General features: G+C 56.2%; 19 protein-coding genes. 13 read left to right on the forward strand and 6 right to left on the reverse strand.

Annotation, left to right across the window (positions count from 1 at the left end):
- The first annotated feature begins 333 nt into the window (after positions 1-333).
- The 5 genes from ASF29_RS22155 (at position 334) to ASF29_RS22175 (ending at position 8,035) form a co-directional block, all read left to right on the forward strand.
- Positions 334-1,284: a phosphoribosylaminoimidazolesuccinocarboxamide synthase gene (locus tag ASF29_RS22155; RefSeq protein WP_062452853.1), complete on the forward strand. Its 951-nt coding sequence runs from the start codon at positions 334-336 to the stop codon at positions 1,282-1,284.
- Between the two features lie 2 nt (positions 1,285-1,286).
- Positions 1,287-1,946 carry a TetR/AcrR family transcriptional regulator gene (locus ASF29_RS22160; RefSeq protein WP_280136439.1) on the forward strand — a complete coding sequence of 220 codons (660 nt, stop codon included), beginning with the start codon at positions 1,287-1,289 and terminating at the stop codon, positions 1,944-1,946.
- Between the two features lie 151 nt (positions 1,947-2,097).
- Entirely contained in the window at positions 2,098-3,306 is a 1,209-nt protein-coding gene (locus tag ASF29_RS22165) for an efflux RND transporter periplasmic adaptor subunit (protein WP_062452854.1), read from the forward strand.
- A 44-nt stretch (positions 3,307-3,350) separates the two neighbouring features.
- Positions 3,351-6,440: an efflux RND transporter permease subunit gene (locus tag ASF29_RS22170; RefSeq protein WP_062452855.1), complete on the forward strand. Its 3,090-nt coding sequence runs from the start codon at positions 3,351-3,353 to the stop codon at positions 6,438-6,440.
- Between the two features lie 143 nt (positions 6,441-6,583).
- Positions 6,584-8,035, forward strand: coding sequence for an efflux transporter outer membrane subunit (locus ASF29_RS22175; protein WP_062452856.1), 1,452 nt, complete (start codon positions 6,584-6,586; stop codon positions 8,033-8,035).
- A 123-nt stretch (positions 8,036-8,158) separates the two neighbouring features.
- Here the strand turns inward: ASF29_RS22175 and efp are convergent, their stop codons facing one another.
- Entirely contained in the window at positions 8,159-8,728 is a 570-nt protein-coding gene (efp, locus tag ASF29_RS22180; protein ID WP_062452857.1) for an elongation factor P, read from the reverse strand.
- Positions 8,729-8,977: 249 nt separating this feature from the next.
- Between efp and epmA the strand changes: the two genes are divergently transcribed.
- The 3 genes from epmA to ASF29_RS22195 all read left to right on the forward strand — a co-directional run bounded on the left by epmA (position 8,978) and on the right by ASF29_RS22195 (position 11,665).
- Positions 8,978-10,042, forward strand: a complete 1,065-nt coding sequence (epmA, locus tag ASF29_RS22185) for an EF-P lysine aminoacylase EpmA (RefSeq protein WP_062452858.1) — start codon at positions 8,978-8,980, stop codon at positions 10,040-10,042.
- On the forward strand, positions 10,039-11,091 hold the full coding sequence (locus tag ASF29_RS22190) for a lysine-2,3-aminomutase-like protein (protein WP_062452859.1): 1,053 nt from the start codon (positions 10,039-10,041) through the stop codon (positions 11,089-11,091). Before epmA ends, ASF29_RS22190 begins: the two co-directional genes overlap by 4 nt.
- Positions 11,092-11,473: 382 nt before the next feature.
- The gene (locus ASF29_RS22195) at positions 11,474-11,665 is read left to right on the forward strand and encodes a hypothetical protein (RefSeq protein WP_062452860.1); all 192 of its coding nucleotides are present in this window, start codon (positions 11,474-11,476) and stop codon (positions 11,663-11,665) included.
- 120 nt (positions 11,666-11,785) lie between these two features.
- Here the strand turns inward: ASF29_RS22195 and ASF29_RS22200 are convergent, their stop codons facing one another.
- A complete protein-coding gene (locus ASF29_RS22200) occupies positions 11,786-12,022 on the reverse strand; it encodes an Lrp/AsnC ligand binding domain-containing protein (protein WP_062452861.1) in 237 nt (78 codons plus the stop codon).
- A 233-nt stretch (positions 12,023-12,255) separates the two neighbouring features.
- Between ASF29_RS22200 and ASF29_RS22205 the strand changes: the two genes are divergently transcribed.
- Positions 12,256-13,539, forward strand: a complete 1,284-nt coding sequence (locus ASF29_RS22205; RefSeq protein ID WP_062452862.1) for an FAD-binding oxidoreductase — start codon at positions 12,256-12,258, stop codon at positions 13,537-13,539.
- Between the two features lie 10 nt (positions 13,540-13,549).
- Positions 13,550-13,954, forward strand: coding sequence for a hypothetical protein (locus ASF29_RS22210; RefSeq protein ID WP_062452863.1), 405 nt, complete (start codon positions 13,550-13,552; stop codon positions 13,952-13,954).
- Here ASF29_RS22210 and ASF29_RS22215 read toward each other — a convergent pair.
- Both ASF29_RS22215 and ASF29_RS22220 read right to left on the reverse strand, forming a co-directional pair.
- Complete coding sequence (locus tag ASF29_RS22215) at positions 13,944-14,606, reverse strand: hypothetical protein (RefSeq protein ID WP_156462793.1); 663 nt, start codon at positions 14,604-14,606, stop codon at positions 13,944-13,946. The two genes, ASF29_RS22210 and ASF29_RS22215, sit on opposite strands and share 11 nt — an antisense overlap.
- 99 nt (positions 14,607-14,705) lie before the next feature.
- Positions 14,706-15,347, reverse strand: a complete 642-nt coding sequence (locus tag ASF29_RS22220) for a histidine phosphatase family protein (RefSeq protein WP_062452865.1) — start codon at positions 15,345-15,347, stop codon at positions 14,706-14,708.
- Between the two features lie 454 nt (positions 15,348-15,801).
- Here ASF29_RS22220 and modA point away from each other — a divergent pair, with 454 nt between their 5' ends.
- The 3 genes from modA (at position 15,802) to modC (ending at position 18,392) form a co-directional block, all read left to right on the forward strand.
- Positions 15,802-16,551 carry a molybdate ABC transporter substrate-binding protein gene (gene modA, locus ASF29_RS22225; protein ID WP_156462800.1) on the forward strand — a complete coding sequence of 250 codons (750 nt, stop codon included), beginning with the start codon at positions 15,802-15,804 and terminating at the stop codon, positions 16,549-16,551.
- A gap of 66 nt (positions 16,552-16,617) precedes the next feature.
- Positions 16,618-17,319 (forward strand): molybdate ABC transporter permease subunit, encoded by a 702-nt coding sequence (gene modB / locus ASF29_RS22230; protein WP_062452867.1) that lies wholly within the window; start codon positions 16,618-16,620, stop codon positions 17,317-17,319.
- Positions 17,316-18,392: a molybdenum ABC transporter ATP-binding protein gene (modC, locus tag ASF29_RS22235; RefSeq protein ID WP_062452868.1), complete on the forward strand. Its 1,077-nt coding sequence runs from the start codon at positions 17,316-17,318 to the stop codon at positions 18,390-18,392. Before modB ends, modC begins: the two co-directional genes overlap by 4 nt.
- Here modC and ASF29_RS22240 read toward each other — a convergent pair.
- Both ASF29_RS22240 and ASF29_RS22245 read right to left on the reverse strand, forming a co-directional pair.
- Positions 18,386-18,745 carry a winged helix-turn-helix domain-containing protein gene (locus tag ASF29_RS22240; RefSeq protein WP_062452869.1) on the reverse strand — a complete coding sequence of 120 codons (360 nt, stop codon included), beginning with the start codon at positions 18,743-18,745 and terminating at the stop codon, positions 18,386-18,388. The two genes, modC and ASF29_RS22240, sit on opposite strands and share 7 nt — an antisense overlap.
- Positions 18,742-19,749, reverse strand: coding sequence for a P1 family peptidase (locus ASF29_RS22245; RefSeq protein ID WP_062452870.1), 1,008 nt, complete (start codon positions 19,747-19,749; stop codon positions 18,742-18,744). Before ASF29_RS22245 ends, ASF29_RS22240 begins: the two co-directional genes overlap by 4 nt.
- Between the last annotated feature and the right edge of the window lie 21 nt (positions 19,750-19,770).

Below are 19,770 nucleotides of genomic sequence, written 5' to 3' on the forward strand. Positions count from 1 at the left end.
AAAAAGATCAAACTCAAAAAAAGATCAAACTCAATCGCCCAATCTTCAGTTTTCTCCAGAACGAAGGACATCGTCGCTAGCAGCGCCGCCGCCCTCGTCAGTGAGCGGACTTATAGAGGATACCCACGGAGATAGTCAACAGCACACCTGTAAAAAAATAGACATATTTCATAGCACATTGGTTTTGTTGAGTGATTTTAGATTTTTGTGCTAGATTGGGTTTGCGAGCCCTCAAAAGCCCATACTGGTCCTGCATTCTGAAACATGCGATAGGGTAGACAGTCTCCCGGTCATCCATACCGGTCATTGCTACACTATAGGATTGGATATCCCGTGCGCATTCTTACAGAAGCCGTCATTCCCGAACTTCCCAAATATTATCGCGGCAAGGTACGAGAGAATTATGATCTGCCCGATGGCAACCGTGTGATCATCTCCACGGACCGCCTCAGCGCCTTTGACCGCATATTGACCTGCATTCCCTATAAGGGGCAGGTTCTGACCCAGACAGCGCACTACTGGTTCGAGAAGACCAAAGACATTTGTCCGAACCACGTCGTTTCCTATCCCGACCCCAATGTCGTCATTGGAAAACGTCTGGATATTCTGCCGGTCGAGATCGTAGTGCGCGGATATCTGGCCGGAACGACGGGCACGTCCATCCTCACTCTCTACAAGAAGGGTGAGCGCAACATGTATGGCGTGACTTTCCCGGATGGTCTGAAGGACAACCAGGTTCTGCCCGAGCCGATCATTACCCCCACCAGCAAGGAATTCGATGGCGGCCATGATGAGCCGCTGACGCCTGCGGAGATCGTGGAAAAGGGACTGCTGAGCGAAGAACAGTGGCAGACGCTATCGGCCTATGCTCTTGCCCTCTTCAAACGCGGACAGGAAATTTCCGCCGAGAGAGGCCTTATTCTGGTCGATACCAAATATGAGTTCGGCACCGACGAAAACGGCACCATCATTCTGGCCGACGAAATCCACACGCCGGACAGCAGCCGCTACTGGATAGCCGATAGCTATGAACAGGCTTTCCAGAACGGCACGCGCCCGCAGAGCTTCGACAAGGATTTCGTCCGAGCCTGGGTGGCGGAACGTTGCGACCCTTATAAGGACAATATCCCCGAAATTCCTGATGACCTCGTGCTTCAGACGTCCAAGGTCTATATAGAGGCCTTCGAGCGCATTACCGGGCAGAGCTTCCAGCCGGATGACAGCGAAGCCTCGCCGCTTGAACGGGTGCGGAAGAATCTGGAGCCCTTTTTTCAGGGAGCGTGATATTGGCAAAAGCAAGCGGTCAGACATCATTGTCGAAGGCAGATGAAGCCACTGGGCGTAAAACCCGCCCTCGCCGGTCTGCGGAAGAGACGCGCCGTGACATTCTCGTCATGACCGAAAAACTTTTTCGTGCCCGTGGCTTCGGTGCCGTTTCGATTGCCGATATCGCCGCAGCACTCAGCATGTCACCCGCAAATGTCTTTAAACATTTTCACTCAAAGAATGCTTTGGTCGATGCGATTTTCGTTCAGCAGATTCGATTGCTGGAACAGAAGCTAGACCCGCTGGATGCCAGCCATCCACCCTTCGAACGGTTGAAGCACCTTGCGCGCAGCCTGATGGAGAACCATCGCCGTGACCTGAACGACAATCCTTATATCTTCGAAATGATTTTGATGACCGCCAAAAGAGAGCTTGCGTGCGGTCGCCATTATGAGAATGTGATAACCGGCTTGCTGGCCAATATTATCAGTGATGGAATTGAAGCAGGCATTTATGCGGAGACGAATATCGAAAAGTCGGCCAATACGGCGCTTTATGCTTTGACGAGCATATTGCACCCGGCGCTGATTGCCCATGAAGACGTCGACATTTTAGCAACACGCTGCGACGAACTCACGCGATTGGTCGATGCTGCACTGCAAAACGGGATTGATAAGTGACGATGACGACTATACGTCACTTGTCCTGTTCTTTTATACCTTCCGGCTTTTCGCCCATTGATTAAGCCAAGACATGTCGATGCCGTTCATGCCCTGAATTTTATCCGCACTGCACAGCACCCGGAATTGCTCGTTGAACATGAGAAAAACGATGAAAAGACGTCTTACCCCTCTAGTGACCACATTGCTCATGGCGGGCCTTATTGCAGGCTGTAGTGACAGTGAAGATAACAAGCAGGCTCCCGCTCAGGCCAATCAGCGCCCACCGGCCCCTGTAAGTGTCGTTACGATGAAAAAGAGCGATTATCCGCTCACGACCTTGTTGCCGGGCCGGGCCGATGCTTTTCAGACCGCCGATATCCGTCCCCGCGTAGGCGGCGTGATCAAGCAGATCGCCTTCAAGGAAGGCAGCTTCGTGAAGTCCGGCGACCTTTTGTACAAGATTGACGACGACACCTATCAAGCGTCATTTGCGGAAGCGCAGGCCGCTCTGGAGAGAGCGGAAGTCAGCGTTCCCGCTGCGGAAGCAAATTTGCAGCGCTACGAGCGTCTGGCCAATAGCGGTGCCTCGCAAAAAGAATTCGAAGATGCGCGCACGACATTGCTTCAGGCAAAGGCATCCGTTGCGGAAGCCCGTGCGACACTGCAGACGGCACAGATCAATCTCTCGCTGACAGAAGTTCGCGCTCCCTTCGATGGCGTCACGTCTGCTACCAATTTTTCGATCGGAAACGTTGTGACCGCCAGCCAGACCGATTCTCTGGTGACGCTTCGCCAGATCAACCCGATCTACATCCAGTTGAACGAGTCCAGCGTGAACCTTCTGCGTTTGCAGTCTGCAATCAAGGCCGGGAAGCTGGAGCGCAGCGACAACAGCGAAACGACGGATATTCGTCTGACGCTCGAGGACGGCTCGGAATATCCAAAGGTCGGCAAGCTCGACATGTCGGAAATGGCCGTCAGCACGACAACGGGTACCGTCTCGATCCGCACCCTGTTCGACAATCCCGACAATATCATCCTCCCCGGCATGTATGTGCGCGCCACGATTACGGTGGGCAAGGAAATCGGCTATCTCATTCCTCAGCGCGCCTCCAGTCGCAACGCCAATGGCGAGTTGACGGCCAAGTTCGTCACAGCCGACAACAAGGTGGAAACCAGAACGTTCCCGACAAGCCAGTTGTCCGGCCATAACTGGCTCGTGACAGAAAATGTCGCCGATGGAGACAGGCTTATCGCAGACGGATTTCAATGGATAACGGATAACGCCACAATCAAGCCTGTGCCGGCCGAAATCGATGAAAAGGGATACATCATAGAGAAGCAGGGCGATCAGGCTGCTCCGGCACCGAAATCATGATGTCAAAAGACATGCTTTGCAACATCGTGATCAGGAACTAGATTATGGCGAAATTTTTTATTCGGCGACCGATCTTTGCTTGGGTCATCGCGATTGTCATCATGCTCGGTGGCGCATTGGCCATCAACACGCTGTCGATTTCTCAGTACCCGGAAATTGCTCCGCCAACAGTCCGCATCAGCGCCAGCTACACCGGCGCGAGTGCAGACACGGTGCGAAAAACCGTAACGCAAATCATAGAAGACGGCATGACCGGCCTTGATGGCCTGACCTACATGACATCTTCGTCCACAACCGGCTCTGCCAGCGTTACCCTGACATTTGACAACAGCGTCAACGGCGATATTGCGCAGGTTCAGGTTCAGAACAAGCTCCAGCTGGTCACCTCACAGTTGCCAGCGGTCGTTCAGGATCTCGGGATCGAAGTGACCAAATCGACCTCGAGTATTCTTCTCGTCGGTGCACTGGTTTCAACCGATGGAAAACGCTCATCCGCAGATCTCGGAGACATTTTCTCGACGCAGATCGAAGATCAGGTCAAGCGTCTCGAAGGCGTCGGCAACATCAATGCTTTCGGCTCGGCCTACGCAATGCGTGTCTGGCTCGACCCTTTCAAACTGAAGAAATTTCAGCTGACGCCAGCGGATGTGACAGCGGCGATCCAGTCTCAGAACACACAGGTCTCGGTCGGATCGGTAGGCGGTCTTCCAGCAGTGGAGGGCCAGCAGATCAACGTCACCATGACGGCGCAGAGCCAGTTGACGACTGTGTCCGACTTCGAGCGCATTATCCTCAAAGTCGATACCACGGGCGCCAATGTGCGTTTGAGCGACGTTGCACGCGTTGAAATCGGTCAGGAAACATATGCTTCGACCTCACGGTCTAATCGCCAGCCTGCGTCCGGTTTTGCGGTGAACCTTGCCACGGGTGCAAACGCACTCGATACGGCGGCTCTGGTCAAGGCAAAGATGGAGCAGATTGCACCGACCCTGCCGCAGAACGTCAAGATCATCTATCCCTATGACACGACACCTTTCGTTTCTCTTTCAATTGAAAAGGTCGTGCACACCCTGATCGAAGCCATCGTGCTGGTTTTCGTCGTATTGCTGGTTTTCTTGCAGAACCTGCGCGCAACCTTCATCCCGATGATCGCGGTTCCCGTGGTGCTGCTGGGTACGTTCGGTATTCTGGCCCTCACTGGATACTCCATCAACACGCTCACCATGTTCGCCATGGTTCTGGCTATCGGCCTTCTCGTCGATGACGCGATCGTTGTGGTGGAAAACGTCGAACGTATCATGTCGGAGGAAGGTCTGGGGCCGCTCGAGGCCACGGAGAAATCCATGGGCGAAATCACCGGCGCCATCGTCGGCATCGCGCTGGTTTTAACGGCCGTGTTCATTCCCATGGCGTTCTTCGGCGGCTCTACCGGTATCATTTACCGCCAGTTCTCCATCACCATCGTATCTGCGATGCTGTTGTCCGCCGTTGTCGCCATCGTGCTGACGCCAGCGCTTTGCGCCACGATGCTGAAACCGATCGATCACAACAAGAAGGGCCGCGGCCCCGGCGCATGGTTCAACCGCAATTTCGACCGTACCACGACGGGATATGTCAGCTCCGTAGGTTACTTGCTGAAGCGACCCTTGCGCGTGCTGCTCATGTTCGCGATCGTGATTGGCGGATGCGCCTGGTTCTTCACCCGGCTTCCATCGTCCTTTCTTCCGCAGGAAGATCAGGGCGTTCTCATGACGATCATCCAGTTGCCGAATGGCTCGACGAGCGCGCAGACGGCGAAAGTGATCGAGAAAGTCGAGAACTACTATCTCGACAAGGAAAAAGACGTCATTGACAGCATTTTTGCGGTCAACGGCTTCAGCTTTACCGGTAGCGGGCAAAGCTATGCGCTCGTCTTCGCCAAGCTGAAAGACTTCGATCAGCGAACGGACCCGAAAATGGCCGCATCTGCCATCGTGCAGCGAGCGATGGGAACCTTCATGACTTTCCGCGAAGCACAGGTCTTCCCGATCCTGCCTCCGGCGATCCAGGGCATGGGCAACTCGAGCGGTTTCTCCATGTATCTTGTCGACAGCGGCAACCAGGGAAGTGACGCACTCGTCAACGCATCGAAGCAACTGATCCAGGCCGCAAATTCCAGCGGCAAGGTCACGGCGATGCGTGCCAACGATCGGGATCAGGAAAGTCAGGTGAAACTCGATCTGGATCAGGAAAAGCTCGGCGCGATGGGGCTCAGCCTTGCCGATGTCAATTCCATGCTCACCACGATCTTTGCCGGCAGCCGGGTCAACGACTTCACGCTCAACAACAAGATCAAGAAGGTCTATGTGCAGTCGGATGCGCAATATCGTATGCAGGCCGAAGACCTGAAGTACTGGAACGCGCGAAACTCCGGCAATGAAATGGTACCCTTCACATCGTTTACGACGGCGAGATGGGTAAACGGACTACCGTCCGTCTCCGCCTATAACGCTGCCAACGCTTTCTCGCTGGAAGGTTCTGCCCCTCCAGGCGTAAGCTCGGGTGATGCCATGAACGAGGTGGAGCGAATCGTTTCCCAAATGGATGGTGGATATTCGGTGGCATGGACCGGCCTTTCCTATCAGGAGCGACTGTCTGGATCGCAAGCGCCGTTACTCTATGCGCTGTCCGTCCTGATCGTGTTCTTGTGCCTTTCTGCACTCTACGAGAGCTGGTCGATCCCGTTTTCCGTCATCATGGCGGTGCCTGTGGGCGTGCTCGGCGCTCTGTTTGCCGCGCATTACCTTGGTCAGTCCAACGACGTCTACTTCAAGGTGGGTCTGCTGACGACGATCGGTCTTGCGGCGAAGAACGCGATCCTGATCGTGGAATTCGCCAAGGAACGACAGGAGCACGGATTGTCGTTGCTGGATGCAACACTTGAGGCTGCGAAGCTGAGATTGCGACCGATTATCATGACATCGCTCGCCTTCATTCTCGGCGTCGTGCCGCTGGCAATCGCCAGTGGAGCGGGCTCTGCGGCACAGAATGCGATCGGTGTGGGCGTTCTGGGTGGTATGCTTTCTGCAACACTCCTCGGAATTTTCTTCATTCCATCGTTTTTCGTCATCATTCGGCGGCTATCTAAACGTTAACAAACCAAAAATATGCTAGCAAAGCAGGAATAGGCTGGTAGAAATGTAGCGAATTATGAGCCGCATTTTCTCCAGCACATATCAGCGCTAACGCTCGTTTCGACTGAGGGTGCCATGTGCGCCAAATAAATTGGGATAACTACATGCTGTCTATTCGTGCCACCATTCCTCTCACCATGCTCCTGCTTTCGGGCTGCGTTGTCGGTCCCGACCACAAGGCACCGGAAATTCAGCTCCCAAGCAAATTTGCCGAAGGCGGAAAAGCCAGCAACGGAGACGTTGCCACGGTTGCCTGGTGGAATGCGTTTAATGACAGCCGCCTCAACGGTTATGTCTCGACCGGCCTTGCACAGAACCTCACGGTTCTCCAGGCGCTCGAGCGCATCAACCAGGCCGAATCGCAGATCACGGTTGCCGGAGCAGGCGCGCTCCCAAGCCTCACCGGTTCTGCCAGCCACACCACATCCCAGACGAAGGGTAGCTTCCCATCGACGAACCGTAGCGTCCAGAACACCTCCAGCGGTGGCCTCGATGCGTCCTGGCTGCTCGACCTCTTCGGTCAGTATCGTCGCTCCAAGGAAAGTGCCGCTGCTTCGCTTGACGCTGCCTATTCCACGGCGGACGTCCAGCGCCTGACCCTGATTTCTTCGGTCGTGTCGGCCTATATCGACGTTCGCTACTATCAGGAGCGTCTGGCTATTGCGCGCGAGAACCTCAAGTCACGCCGCGAAACGCTCGATCTGACCAAGCTTCAGCTTGAAGCCGGTGCAGCATCGCGTCTCGACGTCGTTCAGTCCGAAGGTCTGGTCAACTCCACGCTTGCAGACATGCCAGGACTGGAAACCAGCTTCCGTCAGGCCGCACACCGCATCGCGACATTGCTGGGCATGCCTGCGTCTTCGCTCGTCGTGGAATTGCAGCGCGGTGCACGCCAGCCAGTCGCCCGCAAGACGCCGCTCACAGGCATTCCGGCCGATCTCATTCGCAACCGTCCAGACATTCGTGTGGCCGAGCGCAATCTCGCAGCCGCCGTTGCCGAAATCGGCGTCGCCGAATCGCGACTTTATCCAAGCATCACGATCAGCGGCTCGATTTCGCCAAGCTACGTGAACCTGTCCAACAACGGTTCGCGCGGCACATCGAACTCCTGGTCCTTCGGCCCAAGCCTCGTTCTGCCGATCTTCGATGGTGGTAGCCTGCGCGCCAATGTCGATATCGCCAAGTCGTCTGCTCGCGAGCAGTATCTGGCATGGAAAGAAACCGTGCTGAACGGTATCGAAGAAGTTGAAAATGCTCTTGCTGCGGTAACCCGCGACAAGCAGACGGAAGATGCGCTGCGCAGAACCGTCAAGTCCTATCAGGAAGCCCTGTCGCTCGCGACAGCAAGCTATCGCGACGGCGCCTCGTCCCTGCTCGACGTTCTCGACGCGCAGCGTCAGGTGTCGACAGCGCAGGCCAACCTCGCAACGGCGGTACAAACAACTGCGCAGGACTACGTACGCCTGAGCGTTGCTCTGGGCGGCGGCTATGCCGTTGGCGGCCCGACGACATCGTCGAATGCCGTCCTGGCAGCCAACACGCCAAAGGGCATGTAAGGGCCGCTATCGTCTTTCTCCAATCAATCCCGCGACGAAAGTTGCGGGATTTTTTTGTGCCTTGCAGATAGCAAAAAGCCCCGGATCACTCCGGGGCTTTCCAATAGAAAGATGGTCGCGAAATCAGCTCTTCGCGCGCTCGACGTAGGAATTGTCTTCGGTCGCGATAACGACGCGGATACCCGCGTCGATATGCGGCGGAACCATGGTGCGGATACCGTTGGAAAGGATCGCAGGCTTGTAGGAAGACGATGCCGTCTGGCCCTTGACGACCGGTTCGGTCTCGACGATTTCCAGCGTCACATGGCGCGGCAGGACGACAGCAAGCGGCAGGCCTTCGTGAATGGACAGAACGCAGGTCATGCCTTCCTGAAGATAGGCCTTCTGGTCACCCATGGTTTCGGAATCGACGACGACCTGGTCATAGTTTTCAGGGTTCATGAAGTGGAAGCCTTCTCCGTCCTCGTAGAGGAACTGGAAGTTCAGGTCTTCAACGAACGCGCGCTCGACCTGCTCGGTCGTGCGCCAGCGCTCCGATACCTTCACGCCATCCGAGATACGACGCATATCGACCTGCGTGACAGGCGTGCCCTTGCCGGGGTGGAAGTTGTTGGCGCTGAGAACGACGTAAAGCTTGCTGTCCACGTCGATAACATTGCCCTTGCGGACGGATGAGGCGATAACCTTGACCATAGGATTTCCTTGTAACTCAATGAAATGCGTCGTAAAGGACCGCGCGGCTGCACCGACCCGATGGACGTTATGTAAGTTTTCTGGGGCGCAACTATCCTAAATTTGCGGGAATTGCCAGCCTTCAACAGCATGGAACCGAAAACTGTGCGGCGGTTTTCGGATAATTCGATAAAAGACAGAAGCGGCAACGACCCGAACCAGATGTTTTCGTCCGTCGCGCCAACCAGTTGACCGTAGGAAACGCAGCATATGGGCTCGACCCTCGACACAACGTCCGCATGGTGGACGCCCGATGTCCATCTGGATCGTCGCCCGTTTCTGCTGGGCCGAAACGCGATACAGGCGGCGATGCGCGGCTTTTTTGCAGCGCGCGATTTTTTAGAGGTCGATACAGCAACCCTGCAGATTTCTCCCGGCAACGAAGCCCATCTCCACGCCTTCGCGACGACGGGCATCACCACCAGCGGCGAACAGGCCCCGCTTTACCTGCACACGTCGCCGGAATTTGCCTGCAAGAAGCTGCTGGCGGCGGGTGAAAAGCGCATCAACTGCTTTGCGCATGTTTATCGCAACCGCGAGCGCGGCCCCTTGCACCACCCGGAATTCACGATGCTGGAATGGTACCGCGTCGGCGAGACCTACGAGACGCTGATGCAGGACAGTGCCGAATTGCTGGCTCTGGCAGCCGAAACCACGAAGACAAAAACCTTCACCTATCGCGGCCACAGCGTCGATCCCTTTCTTGAGCCGGAAAGGCTGAGCATTGCCGAGGCATTCCAGCGCTACGGCAATATCGATCTTCTGGCGACCATCGACCAGAGCGGCGAAACCGATCGCGACCATCTGGCCTCGAAACTGAAAGCAGCCGGTATCCGCGTGGCGGATGACGATAGCTGGGCGGATATGTTCAGCCGCGTCATCGTGGAACGCGTCGAGCCGAAGCTTGGCTTCGGTCGGGCAACGATCCTCGATGAATATCCCACCAGCGAAGCCGCACTTGCCCGCCGCTCCCCTAGAGACAGCCGTGTTGCCGAGCGCTTCGAGCTTTACGCCTGCGGCGTGGAACTGGCCAATGCCTTCGGAGAATTGACGGATGTCGCTGAACAACGCCGTCGCTTCGAGGCTGAAATGCTTGAGAAGCAACGCGTCTATGGCGAAACCTATCCGATAGACGAGGACTTTCTGGCGGCACTCGATATCATGCCCGCCGCCAGCGGCATTGCCCTTGGTTTTGATCGACTGGTGATGCTGGCAACCGGCGCACCGCGCATTGATCTCGTCATGTGGGCACCTGTCACGGGTTACGGCTCATGAGCAAGCGCAGCCTGAAATCGGCGGAAGACCTGCTTGAGGCAGGGCTGATCGATGCGAATGCTCTCGAGCGCCTCCGCTCCGTGGCCGAGCGTTACGCAGTCGCGGTCACGCCGACCGTCGTAAAGCTGATCGACACAGACGATGCACAAGACCCCATCGGATTGCAGTTCATTCCGAACGACGCTGAACTGATCCAAACGCCGGAAGAGCGTGAAGATCCGATCAGCGACGAGGCGCACAGCCCAGTCCACGGCATCGTCCACCGCTACCCGGATCGGGTTCTGCTGAAAGCCGTGCATATCTGCCCGGTCTATTGCCGCTTCTGTTTCCGCCGGGAAATGGTCGGGCCGCAGGGCAACGGCACGATGAGCAATGAGGAGCTGTCGGCAGCGCTCGCCTATATCCAGTCCCATGAGGAAATCTGGGAGGCCATCCTCACCGGCGGCGATCCGCTGGTCCTTTCCCCGCGTCGCCTCTCGGCCATCATGGAAGGCCTCAAGGCCATACCCCATGTCAAAATCGTGCGGTTCCACACCCGCGTACCGGTCGTTGATCCCGAACGGATCGACACGGAACTGGTGGACGCTTTGAAAGCCAGCGGCAAGGCCACCTATGTTGCACTCCACGCCAACCATCCGCGTGAATTGACGGATGAGGCACGGGCAGCCTGCGCAAGGTTGATCGATGCCGGGATCGCCATGGTCAGCCAGTCGGTGCTTCTCAAGGGCATCAACGACGACCCGCGCATTCTGGGCGACCTCATGCGCGCCTTCGTGGAAACGCGTATCAAGCCCTATTATCTGCACCACCCGGACCTCGCCCCCGGCACCAGCCACTTCCGGATGGACTTAGAAGAAGGCCAGCGAATTGTCGCCGCGATGCGTGGGCGCGTTTCAGGTCTTTGTCAGCCAACATACGTGCTGGATATTCCCGGCGGACACGGAAAAGCCGTCATCGGTCAGAATGCGGCAACGAAACATGCCGACGGTTGCTACTCGGTGTCCGATTTCAACGGCAACGATCACCGCTATCCACCCAGCGAAATTTAAACAGACGCGCAAACCTCGGATTTCCGGGGCATCCAACGCAACCGGGCTAACGAAACAAAAATTTCACAATTCCGCCCCGGTCCTGTCATCATAAAGAAAAATATTCTACCTATATTGATAATCATTGATTACGCCACGAATCTGGAGTAACAGTGATTCAACCGGAGAGTGATCTCCGTTATTCCGGTTCAATACCAAAGCAGGGAGAGTGTCATGTCAGACTTGAAACACATTGCCGCAATCCTTGATCTGCGGTTTTACAATGCCGGAAGCACAGCCATGTGTTCCCGCTGCTGTCGAATGTGACTTAACGGTCAAACCAATCTTCTAAAAAACGATTCGACGAATTGCTGTGAAACAAGCCACAGCGGGAGTATGTATTATGCAAAAGCAAGTTATTGAATTCGCAGGTGAGCCTGTGGGCATCGTGGTTCCGGATGAGAACCGCCTGAAGTTCATCGCCGTGAAATTCCATGTCCACGATCTCGATGATCAGCGCTTCGACAGCGCAGACGATGTCCGCATCGCCATCCGCAATCTCGTTCGCAACCGCAACGTGGCGGCACTGGTCTGAAACAGACGCAACGCGCCTTGAAAGTCGCGCCCGACGGGGCGAGAGACGTCATGTTTGGAAGAATGAAAAGGCGTTGCCTCCATGTGAAGGCAGCGCCTTTTGCTCGTCTGCCAGCAACGATCAGAACGCGGTGAATGTCAGCGTCGTCAGGGACCGGACGATGCCCGGGATGCTGATGATATTTTCATTGATGAATTTCCCCGTATCCTGTTCGGGCGACAGATAGATCTTCAAGAGAAGGTCATACTCTCCGCTGGTGGAATAGAGCTCGGATACGAGCTCCGTCTTGTAAATGGCATCGGCGACTTCATAGGTCTTGCCGGGGGTGCATTGAAGCTGAACAAAAATTGGCTTCATGATCTGTTTCCCGTCATCAATTGAGATCTGGCGAATGACTTGCGCGTCCGCTCTGCTGCACTATTGGCCGAGCCGGGCCGATGTTTCAAGCCTGCCCTTGAACGGGCTTCTGACATCTGGACCAAGATCACATTCCCCGCCAGCATGACATGATGTCGATATGTCGGTTTTCACATTGTCTTGGCGCAGATAGACTGCGATCAGACAATCTTTCGCTTTCTCGGGTGACCTCGATGTATAACGACCCTCGCTCTCACGGCCTTTGGGAAAAAACCGCGCCACCGCCGCCGGTAACCTCATGCCTCGAAACCAATGAGAAGGCCGATGTCGTTGTTGTCGGTGGCGGATTTACCGGCCTCTCTGCCGCTCTCCATTTGGCGGAGCGCGGCACGCGCGTCATCGTGTTGGAAGCCAAGGACGTCGGCTTCGGCGGTGCGGGCCGAAATGTCGGCCTTATCAATGGCGGCATGTGGGTGATGCCCAAAGAACTGCCCAATGTGCTGGGCCCTGTCTATGGTGAAAGACTGCTCGATCTGCTGGGCAACGCACCGTTTCTGGTGCGCAACCTCATCGAAAGACATCGCATCGAATGCCAGCTGGAAAAAAGCGGTACGCTGCATTGTGCCGTAGGAGACAAGGGGCTTGCGGAAATCCGTGAAAGATGCGCGCAATGGGCGGCACGCGGCGCGCCTGTGCGGGTCCTCGATGCACAGGAAACATCCGCCCGGACTGGCTCGTCAGCCTATAATGGTGCTCTGCTCGATGAGCGGGCTGGAACGCTCCAGCCACTTGCCTATGTGCGGGGCCTTGCTCATGCGGCACAAAAGGCAGGCGCGACGATCTACACCTCCAGCCCCGTCATCGACAGCCAGCCAGATGGCAGCGGCTGGAAGGTGAAAACGGCAAAGGGCTCCGTCCGTGCTGACTGGGTCATCGTCGCAACCGAAGCCTACAGCACCGGACCATGGCAAATTGTGCGCGAGGAACAGGTCTATCTTCCCTATTTCAACGTCGCGACACGGCCACTGAGCGACAATCTACGAAAATCGATCCTGCCCAATCGAGAGGGCTGCTGGGACACCAAGGACATCCTCTCCTCATTTCGAATGGATCAGGCCGGGCGTCTCGTCTTCGGCAGCGTTGGTGCGCTTAGAAATACTGGCACGGCGGTCCATCGCAACTGGGCAAAACGCGCACTCAAGCGGCTGTTTCCGCAACTGGGTGAGATAGAATTCGAATGCGAATGGTACGGGCAAATCGGCATGACCGACAATGCGGTGCCACGTTTCCATAAATTTGCGAAAAACGTTGTCGGCTTTTGCGGCTATAACGGTCGCGGCATCGCCCCCGGCACCGTCTTCGGCAAGACGCTGGCGGCCCATGTGGCTGGCGATATCGGCGAAGAAGATTTGCCTTTGCCGACCACCGAACCGAAAGCGCAGAGCCTGCGCATCCTGAAAGAAGCCTATTACGAAACCGGCGCGCAGATCGCCCATTTTGCCGGAGAACGGCTCTAAAGATGCAACGATGCCAACCAATGTCCCGAACAACAGCCCTGACAAAGGTCTCGATCTCTTTATAGCCGCCGGTCCCAGCCTGGAGAGCTGCACCGCTACGATCGGTGACGTGTTTGGCATGGGGATTGCTCAAATTGTTCGCGCCGAAGACTTTGACGATCTTCTACTGGCGATCAAGCGAGCGACCACTGGTTGGGCCGTCTATCATCAATCCGGGCATCGTGACTATCCGCACCAGTTCGATGTCAACGTCATTGATGGCCCACCGCTCATAGAGCTTGTGACAGAAATCGTGCACAGGCTGGGAGTGTCCGTCGTGATCCCAGACGATGAGACCGATGATCCCTACGCAGGTTTGCGCTTCGATCCCGACGGCTCGGTTCGATCTTTTTCGCTTCTGCCGTTCAATCCGTGACACGCAAGTCGTCGCGTGCCGTCTGGTTTTTTCGAACCCAGCACCAAAACGGATCATCGGAGGCGTTAGTCGTCTCGTCTGGCACCTTTCCCAATATCTGCGACGCGGTTGCCGGAACCGTGACATCGAACCGATCAATCAACCAAGCTCGATAGGATACGTTCATGTTGGCTTTCAGTGGCGGCGCGCTTGGGTCGTAGAGACAATCGCCACTGATCTCCTCGTATCCGATAGCGATAAGGCGCAGGAAGTCCAGTGGCGTGCGACCCAGAAGGCAAACGAGCCCTTCCGAGCCAAGATGCACGATCTGCTGGCAACCCTCGTCATCAAGCCAGAAGGCTGCAAAGGAACCATCGCCTCCAGTCCGGGCGAAAGGCACTAGCCTCTCCTCTACATCAGGGACAACGGTGCCGAACCATGCTTCGCCATAGTCGCGAGCCTGCTCGCGCGTGGCAACCCGGAAGAGAATTGCCGTGACGTGATCCTCCTGCAAATCGGCTTCCGATCCAAGCAGGCCCAGCCGGTCACCGGGAAAGGCACCACTTTGCATGAAGAAGCCATGAGTTTCCATCCAGTCGAACAACACGCAGAACTCGGATGGCAGCACCATACTGGCAGGCATCCGTTTCGCCATCTCTTCAGCATATCCCACGTCTTCTCCTACCCTATGAGCGTCCGCTGTTCGTTTAGTCGCGGATATTACAGAAACGGTGATCAGCACAGTTTTTGATATGATGGACTTTTACCAAAATCAGGAATGGTTCCGCAATCCAGCGGTCAGATGGGATATGTCAGCAACGCCCATCACCGCCCGGCTTCGAAAAAAGTCGTCTTGACGCAGATGCGTAATACTTCCTGATTTCGCGGGAAAGCTCATAAACCCGCACGCATCGATCGGTATCTTCATCCATGCGGCAATTACCAAACTGAGCGTGAAGCCGTGGGTGACAATGATCTGTGTCGCGCAGGGTCGATCCACAATCGCGTTCACGCGAGGAAATACGCGCTTCGCAACGTCGCGGCGAGTTTCCGCGCCCTCGATGCCGCAGTGATGATCGAGCCTGTCGTCATCAGGCGCGGGACTGTAGCGGGCGTCGAGCCATTCCTGCGGCTTCCCGCCTGCAACGCCGTAACTGATTTCCCGCAGATCGGCAGTTTCAGTCACTGCAACACCAAGACGTCGGGCAATCGCGGCTGCTGTCTGGGCTGCACGACGAAGGTCGGAACTGTAAATTTCAATCGCTTGGTGGCCAACCAACGTCGCCAGACGGTCGGCTGTAGCCTCCGCTTCCCATATACCACGGGCGGTCAGCTCAGTATCATACCAGCCGCCAACCTTGTTCTCCACGTGATGAACGGACTGCGTATGAGTGACGATAAAGAGCTCCTTCAAAAATTCCTCCCACAAATACCGACCGTACCAGAGCACGGAAGCCTTAGGTCGGCAAGATTATGATGGCAACGACCGAAGTGAGGAAACTCGATATTGTCGGGATCAGGGCTGGTTCCCAATCCCACGGCTGTCGCATGATACTGAATTTTGGCCATCGTAAAAATCGTCTTTAGAAATCAGGCAAGTGTCGAGAATTTGCGATGGATTGAAGATGGATTGAGGCGATGTCTGCAACGGGCGGGTCAGCCCTGCCAGATTGTCGGAGGTATGAAATCAGAGGCCGCAGCGGCACCCTGCTTAGCACCCAGCACTCATTTTCATGATCCATCGTTATATTCTTGAAAATATAAAGAATGGCAGCTAAGAGCGATATGTTTTTCTGGATATTACGAATGGGATGGAGTGGGTAATGGGAATTTTGCGACGTTTCATCATCAAGGCCGCGCTCGTGACCATGAGCGGCATTTGGCTAACGACCGCGGGGCTTTTAGACCATGCGCAGGCACAGGATAAAGTCACGATTTTTGCCGCTGCAAGCATGAAGAATGCGCTTGATGCTGCAAATGCGGAATGGGCAAAGCAGAGCGGCAACGAAGCGACAGTGTCCTATGCTGCAAGTTCCGCGCTGGCGAAGCAGATCGAGGCAGGCGCACCGGCCGATCTCTTCATTTCCGCAGATTTGGCATGGATGGATTATCTGGCCAAAAAGAACCTGATCCGTAGCGACACAAGAACCAACCTCCTCGGCAACCGCCTCGTTCTCGTTGCACCAGCAGACAAGGCAAGCCCTGTCGAGATCAAGCCGGGGTTTGATCTTGCCAAACGTTTGGGTGACGAAAAGCTGGCGATGGGCGCTGTGGATTCGGTTCCTGCTGGAAAATATGGAAAGGCGGCTCTTGAGAAGCTGGGCGTCTGGTCGTCGGTCGAGGCCAAGGTCGCAGGTGCCGAAAGCGTGCGGGCGGCTTTGCTTCTCGTGTCACGCGGAGAAGCACCCTACGGCGTCGTCTACCAGACCGACGCTGCAGCCGACCCAAGCGTCAAGATCGTCGGCATGTTCCCAGAAAATACGCATGAACCGATCATCTATCCGTTCGCCATTCTCGCGGAATCGAAAAGTCCGGCTGCAGCCGACTATCTCAAATTTATTAGATCCGAGAAAGCTGCTCCATTCTTCGAAAATCAGGGCTTTACGATTTTGAAGTAAAGTCTGGCATCTTGAATGTGAACGACCCTTGGATCAGCGGGGTCGATAGTCGACAGGAATGGCATATTGGATTGGTTATCGCTCAGCCCTGAAGAATGGACATCCATTCGTTTAAGCCTCTGGGTCTCCACGATTGCCATGATGACCAGCCTTCCCTTCGGCATTATCGTTGCGCTTGCCCTTGCGCGTGGACAGTTCTGGGGCAAGTCCATTTTGAACGGCATCGTCCACCTGCCACTCATCCTGCCACCTGTGGTCACCGGCTTCATACTTCTTATCGTTTTCGGACGCAGAGGCGTGATCGGCGCGTTCTTAGAGCAATATTTCGGCATCGTGTTTTCTTTTCGCTGGACAGGCGCCGCTCTGGCCTGCGCGGTCATGGCGTTTCCACTCATGGTACGATCGATCCGCATTTCCATCGAAGCGGTCGACCGGAAGCTGGAGGAAGCAGCCGGAACGCTGGGTGCGAGTCCGCTCTGGGTGTTTCTGACGATAACGCTGCCGCTGACCCTGCCCGGCATCATCGCAGGCATGATTCTGGCATTTGCCAAGGCTATGGGAGAATTCGGCGCGACCATAACATTCGTGTCCAACATACCCGGCGAGACGCAAACCTTATCTGCGGCGATCTATACCTTCACGCAGGTTCCGGGTGGCGATACGGGTGCGATGCGCCTCACCCTCGTTGCCATAGCAATCTCGATGATCGCCTTGCTGGCATCGGAATTTCTGGCGCGGTGGATCGGCAAAAAGGTCAATGCAGAATGACGCTCCACCTGGACATCAAACACAGGATGGGCTCCTTCTCGCTCGATGCCGAACTGAGCGCAGGCGAAGGGGTCACAGCGCTCTTCGGTCGCTCCGGTTCCGGCAAGACATCCATCATCCGCATCATCGCCGGGCTGATCGAGCCCGATGAGGGGAAGGTGACACTGGATGGAGAGGTTCTGGCCGATCAGTCCAGACGGCTTTTCATCCCCTGTCATAAACGTCGCTTCGGCTATGTTTTTCAAGAGGCAAGACTGTTTCCGCATCTGACGGTGCAACAGAACCTTGATTACGGTCGATGGTTTTCCGGTCGCTCCGCCAAGGATACGGAAAGTGCCGATATCGTCGACATGCTCGGCATTGCTGATCTGCTGCATCGTCGACCGGAAAAGCTCTCGGGCGGAGAAAAGCAGCGGGTCGCAATAGGACGTGCGCTACTGTCCTCACCCCGTCTGCTGTTGATGGACGAGCCGCTGGCAGCACTCGATGAAGCACGCAAGGCTGAAATCATCCCCTATCTCGAGAGGCTTCGCGACCAGACCAAAATCCCGATCATCTATGTCAGCCACTCCATCAACGAGGTCTCACGCCTTGCCGACAGGATCGTCGTGATGACAGACGGGCGGGTCGAATCGCAGGGATCGGCAGCCGACATTCTGTCACGTCCCACATTTAGCACCCATCTGGAGCGACGCGAGGCAGGCAGTATCCTGTCCGGCAAGATCGAAGCCTTCGACGGCAAGCATGGCCTTGCATCCATTCGCCTGGCGAAAATGACGCTGCAGGTGCCGACCCGGGCAGCAGTTGCAGGCGCGAATGTTCGGGTGCATATTCCCGCGCGCGATGTGATGTTGGCCACCACGAGGCCGGAAGGCCTGAGCGCCCTTAATATTCTGGATGGTCACATCGCGCATATAACATCGCTTACCGACGGCATGGCGATGGTGCAGGTCGACTGCGGTGGCGATATCGTGCAGGCGAGAATTACCGGTCTTTCAATCGAACGGCTGTCGATCGTCGAAGGCAAGCCGATTTTCGTCATCGTCAAGTCGGCAGCGCTCGATCCCTATTGAGGGCTTTTATCGCTGTTGGCTTCCAGCCATTCCATATCTGCGCGAATTGCCTCATTCATACGGCCCTCCATGGCGCGGTACCGGGCCAGCAGCGTTTCACCAAATGGTGTCAGACCAGCGCCGCCACCCTTCTTTCCGCCCCGCTGTGATTCGATGACGGGCTCGACAAACATGTGGTTCAGTGCATCCACCAGCAGCCATGCGCGCCGGTAGGACATATCCATGGCACGACCCGCCGCAGAAATGGAGCCTGTGGAAACGATGAGTTCCATGAGCTGGATCTTGCCACGTCCCAGGCGTTCCCCCAGCGGGAAATCGACACGAAGAACCGGATTCAGGGATGAGCGCTTCATTCTAACGATGCTCCAAAACGATCCTGCCACGCGCGTTGCGCACCCACATGGGGAAGCGCCTGCGCCTCGTAAATGCCGCGCGCAATCGCCCTCGCCACGACGATCGCAGACAGGTGACACAATTCGGTAAAATCGATTGCCGATGTCAGAGGTTTGCGACCGGTTGCTGCGGCAAACATGGTGTCGCCGTCGCTCGAAAGATGCGATGGCAACACAGCCCGTGACAGTCCGCCGTGGGCAAGAACGGAAAGGCGGTGCGCCTGCACTTTTGTCAGCACCGCGTCGGTAACGACGACAGCGATGGTGGTTGCAGTCAAGCTGACGCCCTTGATCCGCAGTGCGACATCTGCCGGGGAGAAGGTCGCGGGCATGCCGAAGCCACCGAACTCCCCGTTCTCCTCGAATGGAGCTGCCCAGAAATGGCGACTGTTTCCTATGGTTGCCGAGCCCAGCGCGTTTACCGCAACAACGGCCGCGATGCGTTGACCTGAGGAGGTTACAGCGCTAGCAGACCCCAGACCACCTTTGAGGGTCGCCGTCGTTGCACCTGTTCCCGCACCGACTGTGCCAAGCGCGAAAGGTCCGGTTGACGCTGCTTTGAACGCGTCATATCCCAGATCGCGATAGGGGGAATGCAGACCCCAGTCCTTGTCGCCACCGTTCAACAAATCCATCAGGATTGCCTGCGGTACGATGGGAACACGGGTCGCTCCGACCTGAAATCCTCGACCGTTTGCCCGCAGGCCGGACTGAACCCCACCGGCGGCATCAAGCCCGAACGCAGAACCACCGGACAGAACGAAGGCATCGGCAACATCGACTGTCATGCTGGGATCGAGAAGGGCCGTATCCCGCCCACCGGGCGCACCGCCGAGCACCGAGCCGGATGCGACAGCCGGCTGGTCGAAGACAATCGCAGTCACGCCCGATCCCAGCGTGAGATCGGTCGCATGACCGACGGCAACCCCATCGATATCGGTCAGAAGATTATGCAAGAGCGACACCCTCCATGGTCATGTCGGTAT

Source organism: Rhizobium sp. Leaf262 (assembly GCF_001422245.1).
Classification (GTDB): domain Bacteria; phylum Pseudomonadota; class Alphaproteobacteria; order Rhizobiales; family Rhizobiaceae; genus Agrobacterium.